Annotated in this window: 10 protein-coding genes and 1 rRNA gene; 7 read left to right on the top strand and 4 right to left on the bottom strand. The window is 60.3% G+C overall.

The features are described 5' to 3' along the window. The first annotated feature begins 549 nt into the window (after window positions 1–549). Both AC07N8_RS26985 and AC07N8_RS26980 read left to right on the top strand, forming a co-directional pair. Complete coding sequence (locus AC07N8_RS26985; protein WP_493146700.1) at window positions 550–13,443, top strand: retention module-containing protein; 12,894 nt, start codon at window positions 550–552, stop codon at window positions 13,441–13,443. Between the two features lie 149 nt (window positions 13,444–13,592). Continuing rightward, window positions 13,593–13,931 (top strand): hypothetical protein, encoded by a 339-nt coding sequence (locus AC07N8_RS26980; protein ID WP_007948790.1) that lies wholly within the window; start codon window positions 13,593–13,595, stop codon window positions 13,929–13,931. Between the two features lie 150 nt (window positions 13,932–14,081). Here AC07N8_RS26980 and AC07N8_RS26975 read toward each other — a convergent pair whose 3' ends face one another. The 3 genes from AC07N8_RS26975 to lapG form a co-directional block, all read right to left on the bottom strand. Then, entirely contained in the window at window positions 14,082–14,363 is a 282-nt protein-coding gene (locus AC07N8_RS26975; RefSeq protein ID WP_493146698.1) for a DUF6124 family protein, read from the bottom strand. A gap of 402 nt (window positions 14,364–14,765) precedes the next feature. Continuing rightward, on the bottom strand, window positions 14,766–16,712 hold the full coding sequence (gene lapD, locus AC07N8_RS26970) for a cyclic di-GMP receptor LapD (RefSeq protein WP_493146696.1): 1,947 nt from the start codon (window positions 16,710–16,712) through the stop codon (window positions 14,766–14,768). Window positions 16,713–16,726: 14 nt separating this feature from the next. Continuing rightward, window positions 16,727–17,419, bottom strand: coding sequence for a cysteine protease LapG (gene lapG, locus AC07N8_RS26965; RefSeq protein ID WP_483843939.1), 693 nt, complete (start codon window positions 17,417–17,419; stop codon window positions 16,727–16,729). Window positions 17,420–17,637: 218 nt separating this feature from the next. Here lapG and AC07N8_RS26960 point away from each other — a divergent pair, with 218 nt between their 5' ends. The 5 genes from AC07N8_RS26960 to AC07N8_RS26940 all read left to right on the top strand — a co-directional run bounded on the left by AC07N8_RS26960 (window position 17,638) and on the right by AC07N8_RS26940 (window position 24,649). Continuing rightward, window positions 17,638–18,348 carry a GntR family transcriptional regulator gene (locus AC07N8_RS26960; RefSeq protein WP_493146694.1) on the top strand — a complete coding sequence of 237 codons (711 nt, stop codon included), beginning with the start codon at window positions 17,638–17,640 and terminating at the stop codon, window positions 18,346–18,348. Between the two features lie 682 nt (window positions 18,349–19,030). Further along, window positions 19,031–19,807: a DUF3050 domain-containing protein gene (locus AC07N8_RS26955; protein WP_493146693.1), complete on the top strand. Its 777-nt coding sequence runs from the start codon at window positions 19,031–19,033 to the stop codon at window positions 19,805–19,807. Then, a complete protein-coding gene (locus tag AC07N8_RS26950) occupies window positions 19,804–20,733 on the top strand; it encodes a diiron oxygenase (RefSeq protein WP_483843942.1) in 930 nt (309 codons plus the stop codon). The genes AC07N8_RS26955 and AC07N8_RS26950 overlap by 4 nt, the downstream gene beginning before the upstream one ends. Window positions 20,734–20,747: 14 nt before the next feature. Then, entirely contained in the window at window positions 20,748–24,158 is a 3,411-nt protein-coding gene (locus tag AC07N8_RS26945; RefSeq protein WP_493146691.1) for an amino acid adenylation domain-containing protein, read from the top strand. Window positions 24,159–24,181: 23 nt separating this feature from the next. Beyond that, window positions 24,182–24,649: an SRPBCC family protein gene (locus AC07N8_RS26940; RefSeq protein WP_493146689.1), complete on the top strand. Its 468-nt coding sequence runs from the start codon at window positions 24,182–24,184 to the stop codon at window positions 24,647–24,649. A gap of 79 nt (window positions 24,650–24,728) precedes the next feature. On the opposite strand, the gene rrf is transcribed toward AC07N8_RS26940, so the two are convergent. Next, window positions 24,729–24,803: ribosomal RNA gene (rrf, locus tag AC07N8_RS26935) — 5S ribosomal RNA — on the bottom strand; the annotation flags it as partial.

Here is a 24,803-nt window from a genome sequence, read left to right as displayed (position 1 = left end):
AAGTATCCCCCTTTTGCCTCCTTTAACTGATAATCCGCGCCCAATCGATTATTAACACCAGCCTGGACTTCCGCATGGACTTCCAGCGCCTGTCGCATGGCCTGCGTAAAGCTCTGTACCTGAACAAAACCGGTGCCTGTAGCGATGAATAAATCCTTGAACCACTGCAAGACGAACGGCTTCGATTTCCCTGAGTTACTTGTCGTGAATCACTGCGAAGCATACGAACACATCGGAAAATGACCGCGCGAATGACCGTATGTCGGAAAGTTAAAAATTGGAGCCAAATCACAGTCGGCAAGACGGCTCGTCACTCAAATATCAATGTGACATTACTGGGACGAGTGTTTAGGATGACACCTGCAAGGTCAATAGTTTGGCATATAGTCAATAGCGAAAAAATATAGACAATTAATTGACGAATATCCGCGTCAATCTTGCGTCTACTCTTGTTTTAAAAGTACGCCCGGACAGGGCAGGCCGAATGCCGTCATGTCTCAGTAAGTCACCTGTGCAAGTCAACTGAATGCGCCACCCGGAGAGTCTTCAATGAGCAGTGTTGTTGCCATCGTCAAAAGCATTGTCGGTCAAGTTTTCGCGGTGTCCCCAGAGGGCGTCCGTCGTGTACTCGTTGAAGGCGATCGGTTGCTGGTGGGCGATCAGGTAGACACTGGTGCAGCGGGCGCTGTCACGCTCGAACTGGCTGACGGCCGGACCCTGGACCTGGGGCGTGACACTCAGTGGAGCGCAAACACTCCGGACTCCAGCACCGACCTGGCAGAAGCCACCGCACAGGCCGCGCCATCGGTTGAAGAACTGCAGCAAGCCATCGTCGCCGGCGCCGACCCGACCAAAGACCTTGAAGCCACCGCAGCCGGCCCTACGGCTGCCGGCACGGGCGGCGCGGCAGGTGGTGGTCACAGCTTCGTGATGCTGGATGCCACCGCTGGCCGGGTGGACCCGACCGTGGGTTTCCCGACGGCGGGCTTCGGCACCAGCGCATTGGCGGCACAGAACCCTCTCGACGGACAAACGGCCGACACCAACCCGAACTTGCAACGTGAGTCGACCCTGAGCCTGAGCGCCACGCCGACCATCACCGAAGCCGGCGGCGTACTGGTTTACACCGCGACCCTGAGCCAGGCACCCCTGACCGACCTGAGCATTACCTTGTCCAACGGCTCGGTGATCGTGATCCAGGCCGGCCAACTGACCGGCACCGTCAGCGTACCGTTGGCGCCGAACGATACTGTTTATAACGACCCGACCCAGATCGATGTGACCGTCACCGGCACCACGGGCGGCAACGGCATCATCGTCACGCCGCCGACGACCCCGGCCGTGACTCAGGTCACCGACACCGTCGACACCACCACGGTTACGCTGAGCGCAGGCGCCAACGTTACCGAAGGCGGCGTGATCACCTACACCGCGACGCTGACCAACCCGGCTCAAACCCCGGTGACCATCACGCTGTCCAACGGTTCGACCATCACCATCGACGCCGGCAACACCACGGGCACCGTCAACGTGCCGACCGCTGCCAACGACGTCTATAACAATGGCAGCACCGTCACCACCACGATTACCGGTGCTACGGGTGGCAACTTCGAAAACCTGGTCCCGAGCACCACGCCGGCGGTCACTACCATCACCGACTCCCGCGACGACACCGGCCTGAGCCTGTCGGCATCGACCGAAGTGGCCGAGGGCGGACAGATTCTGTACACCGCGACCCTGACCAATCCGGCCGGCACGCCAGTCACCGTGACCTTGAGCAACGGCGCGGTCATTACCATCGCGGCGGGCGCGACCACTGGCAGCGTGAGCGTCCCGGCGCCGGCTGATGATGTCTACAAAGACGCCGGCAAAGTCGAAGTCACAGTCAAAGAAGCGGTGGGCGGTAATTTCGAGAATCTGGTCACCGATCCGGCAGCGGCGGTGACTCAAGTCACTGACACGCTTGATACCTCGACGGTCAGCCTGACCGCCAGCGGCACTGTTGCCGAAGGCGGCACCGTGGTTTACACCGCGTCCGTTACCGCTCCCGTTACCGGTTCGCCGGTGGTCGTGACCTTGTCCAACGGCCAGACCATCACCATTCCGGTCGGATCGAGCAGCGCCAGCGTCAATTTCACTGCGCCGAATGATGCTTTGGCCGGCGGCGGCTCCTTGAGCGTCAAGATTGATGATGCCAAGGGTGGCAACTACGAGAAGCTGGACGTAGACGGCAAGTCGGCGGACACCTCGGTGACTGACACCGCAGACACCACCACACTGAGCCTGACAGCGACCGACTCCGTCGCTGAAGGTGGTTCGATCGTTTACACCGCGACCCTGACCAACGCTGCCGGCACGCCAGTGACCGTCACCCTGAGCAATGGCGCGGTAATCAACATCGCTGCGGGGGCGACCACTGGCTCGGTGACCGTCAAGGCACCGGCCGACGACGTCTACAAAGACGCCGGCAAAGTCGAAGCGACCATCAAGGACGCCACGGGCGGCAACTTCGAAAATCTGGTCAAAGACCCGGCTGCCGCCGTGACCAGTGTCACCGATACCGTCGACACCTCAACCGTCACTCTGACCGCCACCAGCAGCGTGGCCGAGGGCGGTACCGTGGTCTACACCGCGTCGGTTGGCGCTCCGGTCACCGGTTCGCCCGTCATCGTGACCCTGGCCAACGGTCAGACCATCACCATCGACATTGGCAAAAGCAGCGGCACCGTCAATGCCGTGGTTTCGAACGATGTGGTCAATGGTCACGCACCGGTCACCAACTCGATCACCAACATCAGCGGTGGCAATTACGAAAACCTGGTCGCCGACAAGACACCGGTCAGCACCAGCGTGACCGACACCGTCGACACCACCACCGTCTCGCTGACCGCTACCGGCAACGTCAACGAGGGCGGTTCGATTGTTTACACCGCGACCCTGACCAACCCGGCCGGCACGCCAGTGACCGTGACCCTGAGCAACGGCGCGACCATCACCATCGATGCCGGTAAAACCACCGGCACCGTCAAAGTCGATGCGCCGAAGGACGACGTCTACAAGGACGCCGGCAAAGTTGAAGTCACTATCAAAGACGCTGCTGGCGGCAACTTTGAAAGCCTGGTCACCAACCCGGCGCCAGCCGTGACAAACGTGGCTGATACCACCAACACCACACGCCTGACCCTCAGTGCGGACACCGCGGTACTTGAAGGTTCGCACATTACTTACACCGCGACCCTGAGCCACGCCGCACAAACCCCGGTCACCGTCACGCTGAGCAACGGTGAGACCATCACCATTGCCGCGGGCAAAACCAGCGGTTCGGTGACCATCGCGGCGCCAAGCGACGACGTCTACAGAGACACCGGTTTGCTCACTGTGAAAGTGACCGACGCCACCGGCGGCAACTTCGAGAACCTCGTCGTCAGCCCGGCACCCGCCATCACCATCGTCTTTGACACCATCAACACCACGTTGCTGTCTCTGTCAGCCAGCCACACCGTCAGCGAAGGTGGCCAGATCACCTACACCGCCACCCTGACCAACCCGACAGACACGGCCATGACCGTGAAGTTGAGCAACGGCGCGGTCATTCAGATCGCCGCAGGCGCTTCCAGCGGCTCGGTCGAGATCGCGGCACCGGCTGACACACCGTACGTCGATGGCGGCAAAGTCGCGGCGATCATCGTCAGCCAAAGCGGTGGCAACTTCGAAAACGTCGCGGTCAATTACGCGCCGGCGGTCACCACCGTTGCTGATACGAAAGACACTACCAGCCTGACACTGAGCGCCACCCCTTCGGTCGCTGAAGGCGGTTCAATCGTCTACACCGCGACGCTGACCAATGCTGCCGGCACAGCCATGAATGTGACACTGAGCAACGGCGCAGTGATCCATATTGCCAAAGGCGCCCTCACGGGTTCGGTGAACTACGCCGCACCGTCGGATGACGTCTATAAAGACGCCGGCAAAGTGGAAGCCAGCATCACCAAGACCACCGGCGGCGACTTTGAGAACCTGGTCGCCGACAAGACGCCAGCCGTCACCGACGTGACCGACACCATTAACAACACCACAGTTTCCCTGACCGCCACACCTAGCACGGCCGAAGGTGGCACCGTGGTTTACACCGCCTCGGTCAATGCGCCTGTGACCGGCACGCCGGTTGTTGTGACCTTGTCGAACGGCCAGACCATCACCATTCCGGTCGGCGCCAGCAGCGCCCATGTGAACTTCAAGGCCCCCAACGATGCCCTGGCTGGCGGCGCAACGCTGAGCGTGAAAATCGACGGCACCACCGGTGGCAACTACGAAAATCTGGTGGCGAGTAAAACCCCGGCAGTCACTTCAGTAACCGATGTTAAAGACACCACCACGGTTAGCCTGACCGCGACCGATTCCGTCGCTGAAGGCGGCTCGATCGTTTACACCGCGACCCTGACCAACGCTGCCGGCACCCCGGTGACCGTCACCCTGAGCAATGGTGCGGTGATCAGCATCGCTGCGGGTGCGACCACTGGCTCGGTGACCGTCAAGGCGCCGGCCGATGACGTCTACAAAGACGCCGGCAAAGTCGAAGCGACCATCAAGGACGCCACTGGCGGCAACTTCGAACACCTGGTGAGCAGCCCGGTAGCAGCGGTGACTGACGTCACTGACACGATCAACACCTCGACGGTCAGCCTGACGGCGACGCCCGCTACGACCGAAGGCGGCAACGTGGTGTACACCGCGTCCGTCAATGCACCGGTCACCGGCCAGGCCGTGGTCGTTACGTTGGCCAACGGTGAAAAAATCACCATCGCCGTCGGTGAAAGCAATGCCTCGATCACCGTCAAGGCGCCGAACGATGCGCTGGTCGGTCACGAACCACTGATCAACTCCATCAAGGAGGTGACCGGTGGCAACTTCGAGAAGCTGGTCGCCGACACAACGCCGACCTCGACCGCCATCAGCGATACCGTGGACACCACCAAAGTGACCATGACCGCCAGCGACTACGTGGTCGAAGGCGGCAACATCACTTACACCGTCAACCTGACCAATGCCGCCGGCACTGATATGACGGTCAAGTTGAGCAACGGCGAGAGCGTCGTGATCAAGGCTGGTGACAAGTCAGGTTCCATCACCATCCCGGCGCCGGGCGATGACGTCTACAAGGACGGCAGCAAGATCACCGTCGGCATCGCCAGCACCAGCGGCGGCGATTTCGAGAAGCTCGACGTCAGCCAGACCACGCACACCACCACCGTCAATGACACCATCGACACCACGACGCTCAAGCTCAGCGCAGACGTGAGCACCGTCGGCGAAGGTGGCCAGATCCTCTACACCGCCACCCTGAGCCACCCGGCCGACACAGCGATGACTGTGACGCTGAACAATGGCCTGGTGATCAACATCAAGGCCGGCGAGTCCAGCGGTTCGGTGCCGTACACCGTACCGAATGACATCTACACCGGCGCACCGGTCGTCCGCGCAGCCATCGCGGACAGCACCGGCGGCAACTTCGAAAAACTCGACACCGACCGCTCGGCCGTCGTCACCAAAGTGACCGACACCGCCGACACCACCAGCCTGACCCTCAGCGCCAGCGGTTCGGTGCAGGAAGGCGGGCAAATCGTCTACACCGCGACCTTGTCCCATGCCGCCGGCAGCGACATGACCGTGAAACTGAGCAACGGCTCGACTATCACCATCCTCAAGGATGCGGTGTCCGGCCACGTCAGCGTGGACGCACCGAAAGACGACGTGTACCTGGACGCCGGCAAAGTCACCGCCAGCATCGACCAAGTCAGCGGCGGCAAGTTTGAAAGCCTGGTGCCGGACAAGTCTCTGGTGTCCACGGACATCACCGATACCCTCAACGACGTGGTCGCCAAACTGACGGTGGACAACGCCAGCGTCACCGAAGGCGGCAAAGTCACCTACACCGTGACCCTGACCAACGCCGATGGCCTGCCGGTCAACAATCACGGTGACCTGACCTTTACGTTGACTGACGGCACCGTGGTTAAAGTGGCGGCCAACCAAACCAGCGGCAACACCGTGGTGACCACCCAGGACAATCACGTCATCAACCAGTCGGTGACAGTGGTCAATCAACTGACTGGCGTTTCGGGCACCAGTAATTATGAAAACCTGGTACTGAGCACCGACAAGACCCGCGTCACCATCCTCGACAACGACCACGCGCCAGTGTCCATCGGTGGCGCTGTCACCGGTCTCGAAGATTCGACCATCACCCTGAGCTGGAACGACTTCAAGGTCACCGACGTCGATAACGACAGCCCGCTAGGCATCACCATCACCCAGGTATCGGGCGGTGGCACCCTGCTGTTCAACGGCGTGGCGGTTACCTTGGGCCAGACCATCAGCCAGGCGGATATCGCCCTGGGCAAACTGACCTTTGTGCCCGCCGCCAATGAGTCAGGCGCCGATGGTTACGGCGGTACCGGCATCGGTAACCAAGCGTCGGATTACGCACAAATTCAGTTCAAGCCTACCGACGGCTTCAACCAGGGCACTGAAGCGACCCTGAAGGTCGACATCACTCCGGTGGCGGATGCGCCAACGCTGAATGTCGCGGGCAACAACGTAACGTCGACTGGATTGATCAAGGACGTCTGGACCGGCCTGTCGGGTCTGGGCACCGATGGCAGCGGCGCGGCAACGGGCACGCTGAAAAGTGTCATCGATGGCGCGGGCACGCCGAATTCCAGCAGCACCGTCAGCAACGTGCAATCCGGTGGCGATGTGGCCCAAGGCACCGCGTCGAAAACCTCCGGCCTGATTTACCTGGAAGCCGGCAAGACTTACACCTTCAGCGGCACCGGCGATGACAGCTTGCTGGTGACCATTGGTGGCAAGAACATCGCGGCCACTACGTGGGGCACGGGTGCCAACCTGAACGGTTCGTTCACACCGTCTGCCAGCGGCTACTACACGCTGGACATCTACCACCATAACCAGAACGGCCCGGGCAACTACGACGTCAACCTCTCGGTCAACGGCAGTCCGGCAGTCGATCTGAGCAGCGCTGGCGTGCCGATCTACACCGGCGTGGCGGACCTTACCCATGCAGGCGTGACGGTTTCCGACCTGCACGGCAGCAATGGTGAAGGCTACTACGAGGGCTACAAACTCAACGAAGGCGCGCAGGGGACCAGCGTTCACCTGTCCGCCATCAATACGGCACTGACCGACACCGACGGCTCCGAAATCCTGAGCGTGAAGATCAGCGGCATTCCGGCCGGCTCGGTCCTCACCGATGGCGCGGGCCACACCTTCACCGCCACTGCGACGTCCGGCGAAGCCAACGTCACCGGCTGGAACCTCGGCACCCTGACCGTGACCCCGCCGGCGAACTACAACGGCCAGTTCAACCTGACCGTAACCTCAACGTCCACCGAGACCCTCGGCGGTTCGGCGCCAAGTACCGCGACGATTCCGGTCACGGTTTACCCGACGGCCTATGTCAGCGAAGTGGTCGCGACCCTCACCGTGGATAAAACCACCGTGGCCGAAGGTGGCCAAATCACTTACACCGTGACCCTGTCCAACAAAGACGGGATCGCCATCAGCAGCCACGACGAGCTGACCTTCAAGCTGTCCGACGGCACACTCATCAAAGTGCCCGCCAACGCGGCGTCGGGATCGTTCACCATTACCGCCCCGGACGACATCCTGATGGGCGGTCAGCCGACCATCGTCAACAAACTCGAAAGCGTCAGCGGTGCTGACAACTTCCAACAACTGACCCTGGCTCAAAATTCGTCGCAAACCAGCGTGACTGACGAATCAGGTTCGGGTACCTCGATCAACAACCAGGGCGACAAAGTCGGCATCACCATCGTCGGCAACGGCGCGGTCCTGGAAAACCAGGCGCCGAGCTTCACCATCAAGCTCGACAAGGCCCAGAATGTTCCGCTGACCGTGAAGTTGAGCGACGGCCAGACCGTGACCTTCGCCGCAGGCGAAACGGAAAAAGTCCACACCCTGGCGCCTCAAGGCGAAGACGTCTACAAAGACGCCGGCACCGCGACATTGGGCATCAACGGCGCGACTTCCGGTGGCACTGCGCTGGAAAACCTGGTGGTGGGCAACCCGGCGTCGGTGGTCATCACCGACACCATCAGCGAAGTTATCGCCAAGCTGACCGCCACGCCGTCGGTCAATGAAAACGGCACCATCACCTACACCGCGACCCTGACCGACGCCAAAGGCGCACTGGTCACCGCGCACGATGTGCCAGTCACCATCACCCTCGACAGCGGCAAGACCATCACCATCGCCGTCGGCCAGAGCTCCGGCACCTTGTTGGTGACCGCAGACAACGACGTCTACAAAGGTCCGACCACCGTCACCGAAGGCATCAAATCGGCGGCCGGTGGCAACCTGGAATTGATCGCTCCAAACGCTGACAAAGTCAGCACCTCGGTCAATGACGTCAACGACACAACCACCGTGAAGCTGACCGCCACTCCGTCGGTCAACGAAAACGGCACCATCACCTACACCGCGACCCTGACCGATGCCAAAGGCGCATTGGTCACCGCGCACGATGCGCCAGTAACCGTCACCCTCGACAGTGGCAAGACCATCACCATCGCCGTCGGCCAGAGCTCCGGCACCTTGTTGGTGACGGCGGGCAACGACGTCTACAAAGGTCCGACCACCGTCACCGAGGGCATCAAATCGGCCGCCGGCGGCAACCTGGAATTGATTGCTCCGAACACCGACAAGGTCAGCACCACAGTCAATGACGTCAACGACGCGACGACTGTGAAGTTGACCGCCACTCCGAGCGTTGATGAAAACGGCACCATCACTTACACCGCGACGCTGACCGACGCCAAAGGCGCACTGGTCACCGCGCACGATGCACCGGTCACCGTCACTCTCGACAGCGGCAAGACCATCACCATCGCCGTCGGCCAGAGCTCCGGCACCTTGTTGGTGACCGCAGACAACGACGTCTACAAAGGTCCGACCACCGTCACCGAAGGCATCAAATCGGCCGCCGGCGGCAACCTGGAATTGATTGCTCCGAACACCGACAAGGTCAGCACCACAGTCAATGACGTCAACGACGCGACGACTGTGAAGTTGACCGCCACTCCGAGCGTTGATGAAAACGGCACCATCACTTACACCGCGACGCTGACCGACGCCAAAGGCGCACTGGTCACCGCGCACGATGCACCAGTGACAGTCACACTCGACAGCGGCAAGACCATCACCATAGCCGTCGGCCAGAGTTCCGGCACCTTGGCCGTGACCGCAGGCAACGACGTCTACAAAGGTCCGACCACTGTCACCGAAGGCATCAAATCGGCGGCCGGTGGCAACCTGGAATTGATCGCTCCAAACGCTGACAAAGTCAGCACCTCGGTCAATGACGTCAACGACACAACCACCGTGAAGCTGACCGCCACTCCGTCGGTCAACGAAAACGGCACCATCACCTACACCGCGACGATCACCGACAAGAACGGCGCACTGGTCACCGCTCACGATGCGCCAGTGACGGTCACCCTCGACAGCGGCAAGACCATCACCATCGCCGTCGGCCAGAGCTCCGGAACCTTGCTTGTGACCGCGGGCAACGACGTTTACAACGGCGCGCCAACCGTCACTGAATCGATCAAGAGCGCCAGCGGCGGTAATCTCGAGGCCCTCGGCGCGGACAAGACCAGCGTCTCGACCACGGTCGGCGACTTCAAGGACACCACCACGGTCAGCATCACTGGCAGTACCTCGGTGACCGAAGGCCAGACCGCCAGCTACACGGTGAGTCTGACCAACCCGGCGCAGACCGAAGTGACCCTGAAAATCGTCTACAGCGGCACCGCAGCCGACGGTTCGGACTTCACCGGTGTGTACACCGTGAAGATTCCCGCCGGCGCCAGCAGCGCCAATTTCAGCGTCGCGACGCTGGACGACCGGATCACCGAAGGCACTGAAAACTTCGTGGTCAAGATCGACTCGGCCACCGGCGGCAACTTCGAGACGTTGGCGGTCAGTTCGACCAATGGCAGCGTCAGCACCTCGATCATCGACAACGATGCGCCGCCGGTGCTCGACCTCGACGCCAACAACTCCAGCGGCGCCACCGGTGCCAATTACAACGTGACGTTCACCGAAGGCACTACCGGCCAGGGTGTATCGATCGGCGACACCGACCTGAAAATCACCGACCCGGACAGCACAATGCTGACCGGCGCGACCATCGTGCTGACCAACCGTCAGACGGGCGATGCGCTGAACCTGGGCAACAGCGTGAATGGCATCACCATCAATGCCAACAGCACGAATGGCACGGTCACGCTGACGTTGTCCGGCAACGCGACGCTCGCCGACTACATGCAGCAGATCAAGAACATCAGCTTCACCAACGGCAGTGAAGACCCGAGCACCGTGCCGCGGATCATCACCGTGACCGTGACCGATGGCAGCAACTACTCCAACACTGCGACCACCACCGTGACCGTGGTCGGGGTGAATGACGCACCGACCGCCGCACCGGTCAACGTCACCGGCACCGAAGACACCCCGCTGATCCTGAGCTGGTCGACCTTTGGCGTCAGCGATGTCGACAGCCCCGCCGCCAGCCTCGGTGTGAAAATCACCGGCCTGCCGGGCGAAGGCAAATTGCAGTACCTGAACGGTTCGACCTGGACCGACGTCACGGCCAACCAGACCCTCAGCAAGACTGATATCGACGCCGGTAAAGTGCGTTTCACGCCGGATGCCAACGAGTCTGGCGCCAACGGCAATAGCGCCGGCATGGGCAACAACAAGGCGGACTACGCGCAGATCCAGTTCCAGCCAACCGATGGCTCGCTGCAGGGCAACACCGGCACGATCAAAATCGACATCACCCCGGTGGCTGACGCGCCAACGCTGAACGTCGCGAGCAACAACGTAACCTCGACGGGCTTGATCAAGGAAGTCTGGACCGGCCTGTCGGGCCTCGGCACCGATGGCAACGGCGCGGCTACGGGCACGCTGAAAAGCGTCATCGATGGCGCGGGCACACCAAACTCCAGTGGCACCGTGACCAACGTGCAGTCCGACGGCAGCGTCGCGGCAGGCACGGCATCGAAAACCTCCGGCCTGATCTACCTCGAAGCGGGCAAGACTTACACCTTCAGCGGTACCGGCGATGACAGCCTGCTGGTGACCATCGGCGGCAAAAACGTGGCCAGTGCCTTGTGGGGCGCGGGCGGCAGCTTGAACGGTTCGTACACCCCGACCACCAGCGGTTACTACACCCTGGACATCTACCACCACAACCAGAGCGGCCCGGGCAGTTATGACGTCAACCTGTCGGTCAACGGCGGCGCGGCAGTCGACCTGAGCAGCGCTGGCGTGCCGTTGTACACCGGCGTGGCGGACCTGGCCGCGGCCGGCGTGACGGTGTCCGATTTGCACGGCACCAACGGCGAAGGCTACTACGACGGTTACAAACTCAACACCGGTGCCGAAGGCACCAGCGTTCACCTGACCGCGATCAACACGGCGCTGACCGACACCGACGGCTCCGAAAGCCTGAGCGTGAAAATCAGCGGCATTCCGGCGGGCTCGGTGCTCACCGATGGCGCCGGCCACACCTTCACCGCCACCGCGACCTCCGGCGAAGCCAACGTCACCGGCTGGAACCTCGGCACCCTGACCGTGACCCCGCCGCCGTACTACAACGGCCAGTTCAACCTGACCGTGACCTCGACGTCCACCGAGGCGTTGGGCGGATCGGCACTCAGCACCGCGACGATCCCGGTCACCGTTTATCCGGCGGTCTACAACGCGATCACCGCCACGGCCGCCAGTGACACCGTCACCGGCACCGACGGCAACGACATCATCGTCGCCGACATCGGCGGGCTGACCGTGGTGCCGGGCACCAACTACAACATCGCGTTCATGGTCGACAGTTCGGGCAGCATGAGCGCCTCGTCGATCAGCTCCGCCAAGGACTCGCTGACGTCGGTGTTCAACACCCTCAAGCAGAGCATGGGCGGCAACTCGGGCACCGTGAACATCTTCCTGGTGGACTTCGATACCCAGGTCAACAAGTCGGTATCGGTCAACCTGAACGATCCGAACGCCCTGACCTTGCTCAAATCGGTACTGGACTCGATGTCGTCCGGCGGCGGCACCAACTACGAGGACGTGTTCAAGACCACGGCCAACTGGTTCCAGAGCGCCGACGCCGTGGCGAACACCGGGGCGAAGAACCTGACCTACTTCATCACCGACGGCCAACCGACGTACTACCAGAACGGCGAGCAGACCAACCCGATCCTGTACGGCAACGTGAAGCTCGATGACGTGGTGAAAACCAGCAACTACAAGCCGGGCGACACGTTCTCCACGACCATCGACAGCACTCACATCCTGAACATCAACAGTGCGGGCACCGCGACGCTGCAAACCTACAGTTCATGGTGGGGCTGGAGTTCGAGCACCCTGGGCACCGTTCACGCTCAGGGCGATGGCACGTACGAGATTTCCAGCCTCGCGGGCAGCGGCAACAACTCAAACTCGAACACCACCGACAACGCCAACAGCAGCTTTGCGCTGCTGGGCAACCTGTCGAATGTCGAGGCGATCGGCCTGAACAAAGACGTCACCCTCTCCGACCTGAAACCGTACGACACGGACCATACGCCGCAAACCAACATCGATCCGAAAGACCTGGCCAACTCGATCATCGGTCACACCGAAACGACGCAGCCGGGTTCCGACACGGTCAATGGCGGCGACGGCAACGACATCCTGTTCGGCGACCTGGTGAGCTTCAACGGCATTGCCGGTGAGGGTTATCAGGCGATGCAGGCGTTCGTCGCCCAGCAGACCGGCGTGGACGTCACCAAGGTCACCACCAGCAACGTGCATCAGTTCATCACCGAGCACTACAACGCGTTTGATGTGTCCGGTGCCCATGACGGCAACGACACCCTGTTGGGTGGTGCGGGCAATGACATTCTCTTCGGCTCGGGTGGCAACGACAGCCTCGACGGCGGCAAGGGCAATGACATCCTGCTCGGCGGCAGCGGTAACGACACGCTGATGGGCGGTTCGGGCAACGACATCCTCATTGGCGGTTCGGGTGCCGATACCTTTGTGTGGAAGTCGGGCGACACCGGCAACGACGTGATCAAGGACTTCAAGGCCAGCGAAGGCGACCGCATCGACCTGCGTGATCTGTTGCAGGGCGAGACTGGAAGCACCATCGACAACTTCCTGAAGATCAGCACGGTGGATGGCGTGTCGTCGCTGCAAGTCAGCTCCGGTGGCAAGTTCAACTCTGGCGACGCGGCTGCCGCAACGCCGGACGTGACGATCAAACTGGAAGGCAACAACTGGTCCAGCGCCAACATCCACACGTTGATTGCCGGCAGCGATCCCACCATCAAAGTCGACCACAACAACAGCTGATCCCACGAAAAACGGCCGCCCTTATGGGGCGGCCGTCACGTTTGTGCCGTTCTCCACGGTGACGATTTCGTCGCCGCACCGCATACTCGCGTGCAGTTGGCCTATGCTGCTGACAGCATGAGGCTGGTTCATTTCTGAGGGATGCTCACATGTTCTACGTGCAACGCGATGCGCAAGGCCAGTTAGTGCGCGTGGAAGCCGCGGCCTACGCCGAGGCCACGGAAACACTGCCGGCCGACCACCATGAAATCCAGGCCTGGTATGCCAACGAAGTGATGGAAACCAGCCTCAAACAGCTCAAGCAGAGCGACCTGGAAATGATCCGGGTACTCGACGACTTGATCCAGGTGCTGACCAGCAAAGGCGTGATCCGCGTCACCGACCTGCCGCCGGCGGCACAGGCCAAATTGATGGACCGGACCCAGGCGCGCGAGGCGTTGGGCGGGTTGAGTCATTTGATTGATGATGAAGAGACGGGGTTGATCTAAGGCCCCGCCTTTTTGGGTGTCTGGGCTGGCGCCTTCGCGAGCAGGCTCGCTCCCACATGGGACTTCAGTCGTCCACAATAATTGTGTTCACTGGAAATCAACTGTGGGAGCGAGCCTGCTCGCGAAAGCGGACTTCAACCCAACACAAATTTATCCTGCCAATCCTCCCGAACCCGGCGTCAACTCTGGCGATTCAAGGTGATCCAGCGCTCGCTCCACCAACAAATGAACCCCATCAGCCATTCGGCTAATCGCTAGCGCGACGCAGCGGCGTGAACCGTCGACATCGTCTGCCAGGTCGGCGGCGATGGCGCTGATGGAGCGCAGGTCTTCGGAGGCGTTGGCCAGGAGGGCTTCGGTGGGGATATCGGGGGAGACGGTGAAGAGGTGGCCTCTGCGGGGAGAAGGCGGATTTGGCGTTACTTTGAACATGTTGTATCTCCATCTGTATTGGGAGCTACGACCGTTCGCTTGCACGCGAATGGGGTGGCAGCTGTGCGCGAGTGTGCAAGACCGGGCAGACGGACCCCGGCAGATCATTCTCGGAAGAAAGATCTCCCACGCACAGCCGCCATAAAACAATGGCGTTGCGCGTCGTCTTTTACCCGGACTTGCACGTCCGTGTCACCGATTATTCAGTGACAAGGCCAGACTAGACCTGCGCATTACCCGGAACAAGTTCACCAAAACCGACGCAACTCGAAGGAAATCTCCTAGGAATTTTCCTTCAGATTTTCCGGTGCTTGCACTGACGCTTTCGCGAGCAGGCTCGCTCCCACATAGGAATGCATTTCAATTGTGGGAGCGAGCCTGCTCGCGAAGGCGGCATCCGCCTCACTGCCAAGGCTTGGGCTCACCAAACAACTGCCCCTGAACCCCATAAATCCCCATCTCCCGAATCACCGACAACTCCCCTTCAGTCTCGACCCGCTCGGCAATCAGCGGCAAATCGATGCTGTGCGCCGCGCGCTGGATCGCCTCGATGAACAAGCGCTTGTCGCTCTCCTGATCAATCGCCCGAATGTAGCCGCCATCGATTTTCAGGTACGCCAACCCCAGCCGCGCCAGGTTGCCGATCATGCTGAAACGCCCGCCAAAGCGTTGCAGGCTCAGGGAGAAGCCGAGTTCTCGCAGACGCCGCGTCAGCTCTTCCAGCATCGCCTGCTCGGGCAATTGTTCCTCGCCGATTTCCAGGGTCAGGCGCGGCCCGAGATTGGAATTCGTGCGCAGAATCTCGAAGATTTTATTCAGCGTTTGCGGATCGCCCAGCGTCGCTGACGACAGGTTCAACGCCAGCGACTCTTCGTGGCCCGCCATCTGCTCCAGCACCAATTCCAGCATCAGCCGATCCAGCCGCGCGGTCCAGCCGAAACGCTCCAGCCACGGCAGGAAGCGCCCGGCAGGAATGGTCTGGCCCTGCTCATCGACCAGGCGCGAAAGCACTTTGTAATGCAGCACCAGTTGCGTGTCCTGGCTGGCCACGACCGGTTGGAAATACAGCTGGAAGCGCCGCTGATTCAACGCCTGATCCAGCAAGTTGTTCCAGGCATGATGGTCATCGCCGACGCTGGCCGACGCACTGTGATCCAGGCATGCCCAACTCGGCTCGCCCTGACTTTCGGCCTGCGCCAGTGCCTGGTCGCCCAGCCCGAGCACCGCTTGCGGTGAGTCGCCATGAACGAACGGCGCCAGCCCGATAGAAGCCACCGAGGCCACGTCGGTGGCGCCTGTCGCATGCAGGCTCGCCAACGCACTGTCGAGGTTCTGCGCCAGTTGCAACGCCTCTTCGCGCACCAGCCCCGGCGCCAACACTGCGAACTCGCCGCCGCGAATCCGCGTGACCAGGTTCTGGGTTTCCGGGTATTTGGCACACTCGCGGGACAACTGCTCGCCCACCGCTTTCAACAACTGGTCGGTGCGCTGACCGCCCAAGCGCTGGTTCAAACCGGCCAGGTCCTTGACCCGCAGCAACAACAGATAACCGGAACTGGCCTGCTCCGGATTGCTCACCCGGGCGTTCAATTGCATCTCGAAAAAACGACGGTTGGCGAGCCCCGTCAGGTTGTCCTGATAGGACTCGACCCGCAGTTTTTCACTGCGCTCAGCCTGTTCCTGAAACAGCGCCTTGAGCTTCTCGACCATCTGGTTCATCGCCTGCACCACGCGGCGCAGTTCCGGAGTACGCGGCAGCTCAGGCAGGCTGAGGAACTCACGACGGGCGATGGCGTGGGATTGCTGGACCATGTAGTCCAGCGGCTTCAATTGGCGGCGCAATAACAGCGCGCCGAGCACCGCACTCACGGCACCGCAGACCAACAACCAGCCGAGGCTGCCCAGCGCGCTCTGCCACAGCTTGGCCAACGCGAACATCGGGTGGCTGACCACCTCGACCCGCGCCGCCTGCTCCCAGCCACGGCTGACAATCGCATCGCCGCCAGCGGCTTCGAGGCCAATCATTTTGACGAACCAGTCCGGCACATTGTTCACCGCCGGAATCCCGCTGCGCTCGACGATGGTTTTGTCGTTGCTCAGGTCAACGACGCGGATGCTCGCGTAGTAGCCGCTGTCGAAAATCGAACTGACCAGCAACTCGACCATCGCCGGGTCGTCGATGTTGGGTGTCAGGGACAGCGCCAGCGCCGTCGCGGCGTCCTGGGCGTGGGAACGCAACTGGTTGACGTACTGGGTGCGCGAACTTTCCAGGCTGACCATGAAGCTGCCGGTGAAGGCGACCACCAGGAACAGACAGATAGCGATCAACAGCTGTTTGAACAAAGACATCTGAGCGCGTGCTCCTAGTTTGTCGTTTCGACCGGGAAACCTTCGGCCTGCATTTTCTTCAACACGTCCTGCCAGCGGGACAGGCGTTTGGTGTCACCGACCTTTTTGTTGCCCTTGGCGCCCGGCAAATACAAACCTTCTGCATTGAAAGAGTAGACCGGTAACAGATCGGTTCGTTGATTGGCCGGTTTTATCTCGTTGATCAGGCTATCGAGCACCAGCGGCATGGCCTCGGGGCTTGAATAGTAGGTCAACACCATGTGCGCCCGATTCTGGCGCAAGGCCTTGACGTAGGTGATGCGCAGCTTGTCACTGGAGACGCCGAGATGGCGCAGGCTGAAATACTTGGCAATCGCATAGTCTTCGCAATCGCCGGCGCCCTTCCACAGCGCTTCGATGGGCGTTTCCCAATAGTCGACGTCGTGCCACAGGTCGATGTCCTCGACGTAGCGCACCTGATTGTTGAAGAACAGGTTGACCACTTTGAGCTGCTCCAGCTCGCTGACCTGCTTCTGCGTGGCCAGTAAATGCTGCCAGGCGTCGATCCGCTGCTGCCCTTCACCCAACGGCCCGTACAGGGCCTGAGCGCGACGGCTGATCAGCGAAAAGTCCCAATCGGCCTGCAGGCCGCCCAGCATGATGCCGGCCAGCAGCAGCGCGCAGCACAGCCAGCGCAAGATCCGTGGGATTGCGAAACGTACCGCCAATGCGAGGCATCCAGAGCAGGCAAATGGAATTTGGCCGATGGTGCAGGTTAGCCCGGCAAAAGACAATGGCACGGTGCAATCACGGGCGACGGGCTAGACTTTGTATTGTGAATGACATGAAAAGCTTGCGATTGAAAACCTGACTTGTTTGACAAGCCTCATCGCAGTCTCTAGTGTCCATTTGGATCCAAATATTTCAGTCGAATAGGGTGCGAGTAGTGCCACACAAGACCAACCCTCTCAGCAATATCAAAGTCAGCGGGCCGATTCCCGCTCACCTCGCACGTTCGGTGATCGAAGAAACGCTGCGCTCGGCGATTCTCGATGGGCGCATCCCTTGCGGCACCGCGTTGCGCCAGCAAGACCTGGCCGACCTGTTCGGCGTCAGCCGTATGCCCGTGCGCGAAGCCTTGCGCCAACTCGAAGCCCAGGCGCTGCTCAACGTTGTCGCCCATAAAGGCGCCGTCGTAGCACCGCTGGTTCAGGGCGACGCCGTGGAAACCTACGCGCTGCGGATTCTTCTGGAATCCGAGGCCCTGCGATTGTCGATTCCCTTACTCGAAAAAGAAGACTTCGAAGCCTCTGCCCGTCATATCGATGATATGGAGACAGAGCAGGACTACAGCGAGATCGGCCGTCTCAATCGTTTGTTCCACATGTCGCTGTACTGCAAGGCATCTAACCGTCGCTTGTTGAGCCTGATCGAAGAAGGGTTGAACGAAGAAGAACGCTTCCTGCGTTTCAACCTCGAAGCGATGGGCCTGGGCAAACTGTCCCAGGACGATCACCGGGCGCTATTGCTGGCCGTGGAAGATCGCGATATCGAGCGCGCAGTAAAGCTGCTCGAACATCACCTCAACCGGGGCGTCGAGGTCATTACGCGCTACCTCGCCAGCCCTGATGCACTGAACAAGAAAACCGCCCGGTAAACCGTGCCGGCAAGCCAGAACGAGCAGAACAAACTGCTCGTTTTCGCTTGTCACGACTGCGCTCAGCCCCGCTCTAAAGCCTTGCCCTCGCTTTTCCCCTCCCAAGCCCAATAACTGCACCGAGAAGATGACGCCTCGGAGATAGCGGCTGCCGTGATTTACGCTCACTCTTGGACTGCCAACAACCAATGAACGGGCGACGCTGCGCACCTGCGCAACAGTCCCCGCAACAAGAACCTACGGAAGGAGTCTTGTCACGGGAAAGGAAGCATCGGCGTTGATCCCAGCCAACTTCCACCCTCTAAAGTCATGTCACTGATTCAACCAAGAAAGTTGCTTCGAGTGAGGCATTCACTCTTCATTTCAATTCTGACTTTAATTAGTTGGAAGGAGCAACTACGCCCAAATAAAACTGCCAGTTAAAGTTTTATTGGAACTTGTCGCGCCGAGTAAATATGAACTTTTATTTAATTAAAAAATGACTTGCCGGGAACTTTGTTCGTGTATTAGTTTTTGTTCGCCGCACTGCACACAGGCCTGCAAGGCTTGACCTGCGGATCATAACCACGAAAACCGATCAATTAGATGGAGGCACTTGCTCGGCTACTGAAAACTTTAAACGCCAGGCGCGGATTGATCGCAACTTCCTTAACGGCATCTCAGATTACTTATAGGCTCACTCATGAAAGCGAATAAAGACCGTCTCATCCAGAAGAAAGCCGAACTTAGTGCACATCCAATTTTCTCTGAAATACATTCGCTGTCGGTACTTCAACGTTTCATGGAAACCCATGTCTTTGCAGTCTGGGACTTCATGTCGTTGACCAAGCGTCTGCAACAGGAACTGACTTGCGTCCAACTTCCCTGGCTGCCGCCTCGAGACCCGCAGGCTGCGCGCCTGATCAACGAGATCGTGCTGGGTGAAGAATCCGATGACCGTCCGGCCCAGGGTCATTACAGCCACTTTGAGTTGTACCTGGATGCGATGCGCGAAGTCGGGGCCAGCACCGTCGCCGTGGAGCGCTTTGTCGCGTTGCAACAAGAAGGCGTGAGCTACGACGTCGCGTTGCAAAGCGTGGACGTCGACCCGGCCGCCGCGCAGTTCGTGCGGCACACCTTGCACACGGCGCTGCATGCACCGGGACATAGCGTTGCAGCGGCGTTTTTGCACGGTCGTGAGAGTGTGATTCCGCAGATGTTCCAGCGGATTCTCGACGATTGGGGCATCGGCATCGAGCAAGCGCCGACCTTCCGTTATTACCTGGAACGGCACATCGAAGTCGATTCCGAAGACCACGGCCCGGCGGCGGAAAAACTCCTCGCGCGGTTGGTCGATGGCAATCCGCAACGGGAGGAGGACGTCTACGCCAGCGCGATTGCTGCCGTGGAAAGCCGCATCGCCCTGTGGGACGGCCTGCGCCTGAGCATGGGCGAGCCGTTGCGTGAGGTGAGCGCATGAACGCCGCCGATTACCAATCCTTTGCCGATGCCTGGGAGAGCCGCGCGACCATCCGCACTCGCCCACGGCGGGTGCTGGAAAACGATGACAAGCTGATCTATCCCTTGAGTCGCCAGCCGCTGGTGTTGAGCGAAACCTTCCTGCGCGAATGCCCGGAGCAACGGGACTTCGCGCTGGTGCAGACGCTCTACAAATTCATCAACGACGTGGTGATTTTCGAAACCGAAATCGTCGATAAGACCGCGCGCAGCATCGCCAAGAATCGCTTCGCCGTGGCGTTCCCGTTCGCCTGCCGTTACGACGCCATGACCGTGGTGGTGGACGAGGATTACCACGCCTTGGTGGCCATGGACTTCATGCAGCAGACCGTCGCCATGACCGGCATCACGCCGATCGTATTGCCCGACGAAATCGAGCTCAGTCGCGCCATTCCGGCAGCCGTGGCGCTCGCGCCGGAACACTTGCGCAGTGCCGTCGAATTGATCTGCGTGGCCATTGCCGAGAACACCGTGACCGGCGATGTCGCGGCGTTCGCCAAGGACGACACGGTCAAGCAATCGATCAAAGGCCTGATGGCCGATCACTTGCTGGACGAAGGTCGCCACTCCGGCTTCTGGGCGCGCCTGGTGCGCATCTACTGGCACACCGCGAGCGAAGAAGACCGCCATTGCATCGCGCAGATCCTGCCGGTGTTCATCGGCCATTACCTGACCAACGACATTCAGAAGTCCTTCGACTTCCGGTTGATCGAGTCTTTGCAGATCAACGACGCGGCGCGTCAGGCACTCAAGAGCGAAGTCTCGGGGCTGGCCTTCCCGATCAATCGTCATCATCCGCTGGTCGCCAACATCGTGCGGTTTTTCCGTAGCAGTTCGCTGCTCGATTCGCCGTGCGTGCAAGACGCCCTCAGCGACTACCTGGTTTAACGAGGAGAACATCCATGAGACGTCTCGACATTTTGCTCATTGGGCAAAGCCAGGCCTTGACCGACCTGGCGCTGGAACTTGAACAACACGGTCATTCTCTGGTGCGGTTCGACACGCTCACTGAGCAGCCATCGTTTGATTTGCTGATCGACGACGCGAGCCTACCGTTTTCGGGTTTCGGTGCAACACCGCGACTGACGCTGCAACTGGGTATCAGTGGATCGGAGGCTGGCGGCTTGCCGTCGCTGGACCTGCTGTGCTCGTACAACTCGACACTGTTCACGCGCGTGCCGATCGCCGACGAGCCCTACGGCAACGGCCAGGCATTACGCCTGCGAGCGGTGGCGGAACTGGTGGATCACGTCGCGCTGCTGGTCAGCCGCTTCTCCCGGGATGCCGAATATTTTTTGCACGCACAACCGGCCGCGCCGGCCCACTTTGAGCGTGTGGACACGCTGGTGTGGCTTGAACACCTGGCGTTTGTCCATCAGCTCAACATCACCGCTCAACCCTGGCTGCTGGAGCTGGGGCAGATTCCGATGATCGAGCGCCTTGAACAACGCCTTGTTCAATCCGCCGAACGACCCGCGCTGAGCATCGACGGTACGACGCTGCGCTATCGGCAACTGCATGCCTATAGCCGTGCTATCCAACAGCAGTTGCAACCGCTGCTCGATAAGCATCAGGGACCGTTGGTGGTCGGGATCTGCCTGCCGAAATGCAGCGCGCTGTATGCGGGGATTCTGGCGATTCTTGGCAGCGGCGCGGTGTATTTGCCGCTGGAGCCGAGCCATCCGCTGCAACGTCAGCAGTACATACTTTCAAACGCCGGGGCCGTGTTGTTGCTGCATGACGGCGAGCACCCGCTCGCCAGCGACATGCCGGGGCTGGATATCAGCCGCATCGACATCGAGGACGTGGATCTCCAACAACCCTTGATGCGTCAGCGGCCCGATCTCGATGCGCCGTGCATGGCGCTCTATACCTCGGGCACCACCGGGCATCCCAAAGGCGTGTTGCTCAGTCAGGCCAACCTTGCACACTTCACTGCGTGGTACGCCAACTACGTACAACTCGCCGAACAGAGTCGGGTGCTGCAGTTTTCGTCGCTGAGTTTTGACTCGTCGCTGATCGATATTTTCCCGACCCTGCTGCAGGGTGCAGAGCTGATCGTGCCCAGTGACGACCAACGCCGCGACCCCTTGCAACTGGTCGAGCTGATCCGCCACCAGCAACTCAGCCACGCATTTTTGCCACCGGCACTGCTGAGCATTCTGCCGCTGGATCAGTTACAGGGGCTGGATCATGTGATGACCGGCGGCGACGTTTGCGAACCGTACGTGATCGAGCAACTGACGCGCCAGGGCAAGCTCTACAACCTGTATGGCCCGACCGAAGCCACGGTGCTGATTACCGCGCGACAGTTGCGTCCCGGCGACAGCAACCGGACCCTCGGCGCACCGATTGCCAACAGTCAGGTGCTGATTCTCGATGAGGACTTGCAACCCGTCTCCGACCACACCGTCGGTGAGTTGTACATCGTCGGGCCGGGTGTGTGCCTGGGGTATCTGAACAACCCGCAGCAGACGGCCGAACGCTATCTGAACCTGAGCTTGCCAAGCGGCCAAAGCCTGCGCGCCTATCGGACCGGCGATATGGCGAAGTGGACCGGCGACGGCATCGAGCTGTGTGGCCGGCGGGATAACCAGGTGAAGATTCGCGGCTTTCGGGTTGAACCGGAAGAGATCGAACGCTGCCTGCGCGACAGCCAGTTATACCGCCAGGTTGCGGTGGTCATCGACAGTCAGCGACGCATTCTGGCCTTCCTCGCGCAGCCTCAGGAGGACCGACCCGGTGCCGCTCGCGAGGCCTTGAAGGCTCACGCGTTGCAGTTTTTGCCGGACTACATGCAGCCCGGTGCGTGGACCGAACTGCACAGTATGCCCTTCGCCAGTAATGGCAAAGTCGATCGCAAAGCGTTGCTTGCGATGCCGGTCAACGTCCTGGAAAACACCGCACGGCGCTTACCAGTCAGTGCCGATGAGGCCTTGCTGCTGGAGATCTGGGCCGAGTTGCTGGAGCTGCCGGCCAGCGACATTTCAACCGACGAAAGCTTCTTCAATCTGGGCGGCCATTCGATCCTGTTATCGCGCATGTTGCTGCGATTGCGCGAGGAGTTCGGGCGCAGTATTTCGATCAACCGCTTCATTGAACTGCCAACCATTGCGAAGTTGGCAACCTTGGTGCGCGGCTCCGGCACTGAAGAAGTGCTGAGTGAAAAGGCCCTGGCGGATGCCTTCCGTGAGCTGGATATTCAGCCGTTGCCTGTCAGCCAAATGGGCGATGTGCACAAGGTGATCGTCACCGGCGCGAACAGTTTCGTCGGTGTGCATATCGTCGAGGCGCTGCTGGGTTGGGGCGCCACTGAAGTCGCGTGCCTGGTGCGCGATGGCGGAGGGCAATCGGCGGCGGAGCGCTTTGCTCATGCACTGCGCGAGAACCGTCTGGAGCACCTGGACCTGAGCCGGGTGCGGGTGTATGCCGCGGACATCACTCGTCCGTCTCTGGGGCTGTCCGATGACGTTTACGAACGCCTTGATCGAGAGTTCGGCGCGCTGGTGCACAACGCAGCCAACGTCAATCACGTACTTGATTACGAATCACTGGCGCGGGACAACGTCGAACCGATTTTCGAGTGCCTTCGGTTGTGTGAAGGGCGCAGCAAGAAGGTCTTCAACTTCGTCTCGACGCTCTCGGCGTCCAGCACGATTGCCGCCGATGGCCGGGTGCTGGAATTGCCCGCAGCGCAGACACCACCGATCTATATCAAGAACGGCTACAACCTCTCCAAGTGGGTCGGCGAACGGATTCTTGAACGGGCTCGCGAGCGTGGGGTGTGGGTCAATCTCTATCGCCCCGGCAACATCAGTTTCAACAGCCTCACGGGTGTCTGTCAGCCGCACAAAAACCGTTTGATGCTGATGCTCAAAGGCTCGATCCAGCTCGGCCAGGTGCCGGAGTTCGCGCTGAATTTCGACCTGATGCCGGTGGACTTTCTCGCCCGGTTCATCGCGTTCCATGCCAGCCGTTATCAGCCTGAAAAAGCCGTGTTCAACCTGCACAACCCCGAGCCCCTGAGCTGGGACGACTACGTGGCGTCCTTTCGCGAAGCCGGGCGGGAATTCTCGATGGTTAGCGTCGCGCACTGGCAGCAGCAACTGGGCCGGGTCGATAGCGATAACGCGCTGTTCGGCGTGCTCGGTTTTTACCTCAACGGCTTTGAGGAAGACATCGGCGACATCTCGATGATCGGCCATGCCAATGCCCAGGCGGGTGTACAGCAGATGGGCGCGCACTACCCGGAAAAAACCCCGGCGCTGCTGCGTCGTGGTTGCGACTACCTGAAAGAAATCAACTTCATCTGATTCAACCCAAACGGAGTAAAACCATGAGCATTCTGCAACCCGATACCCTGATCAAAAACCCTCAAGGCTGCTACGTGGTGTCGTCGGTGGAAGTGCCGGCCGAAGCCGCAAAAGTCTGGGCAATCGTCGGCAACTTTGCCGGCTTCGATCAGTTCATTCCGGCGCTGTCGCACATTGAGATGACGGGCGAGGGCGTGTCGTCCTTGCGCAAGAAATTCTTCAAGGACGGCAACCTGGTGGTCGAACAACTCAACTCGCGGGATGACCACGCGTTGAACATGACCTGGACCACGATCTACAACACCTTGGGCGTGGCCAATTTGTGGGCAGCCATGAATGTTGAGCCGCTGGGAGTGGGCAAGTCCCGTGCGACCTGGACCATCATCGCCGAACCGGCGCAGGAGGGCGTGGAGGCTCTGCCGGGGTTCAAGGCGTTTGTGCAGGGGTTTGCTGATGATTCGATGAGTAATGTGTTGAAGCTGTTTGTGTAAGCCTGAGTTCGATCGATAACGCAGGCCTGAAACGACAAAACCCCTGTCTGCATTAGCAGACAGGGGTTTCGGAATTCAATCTTGACGATGACCTACTCTCACATGGGGAAACCCCACACTACCATCGGCGATGCATCGTTTCACTGCTGAGTTC

The sequence above is a fragment of the Pseudomonas sp. GW821-FHT10C09 genome (assembly GCF_059415465.1).
Note: the sequence above shows the minus strand (reverse complement) of the source record. Positions and strands in the feature narration are given on the sequence as shown.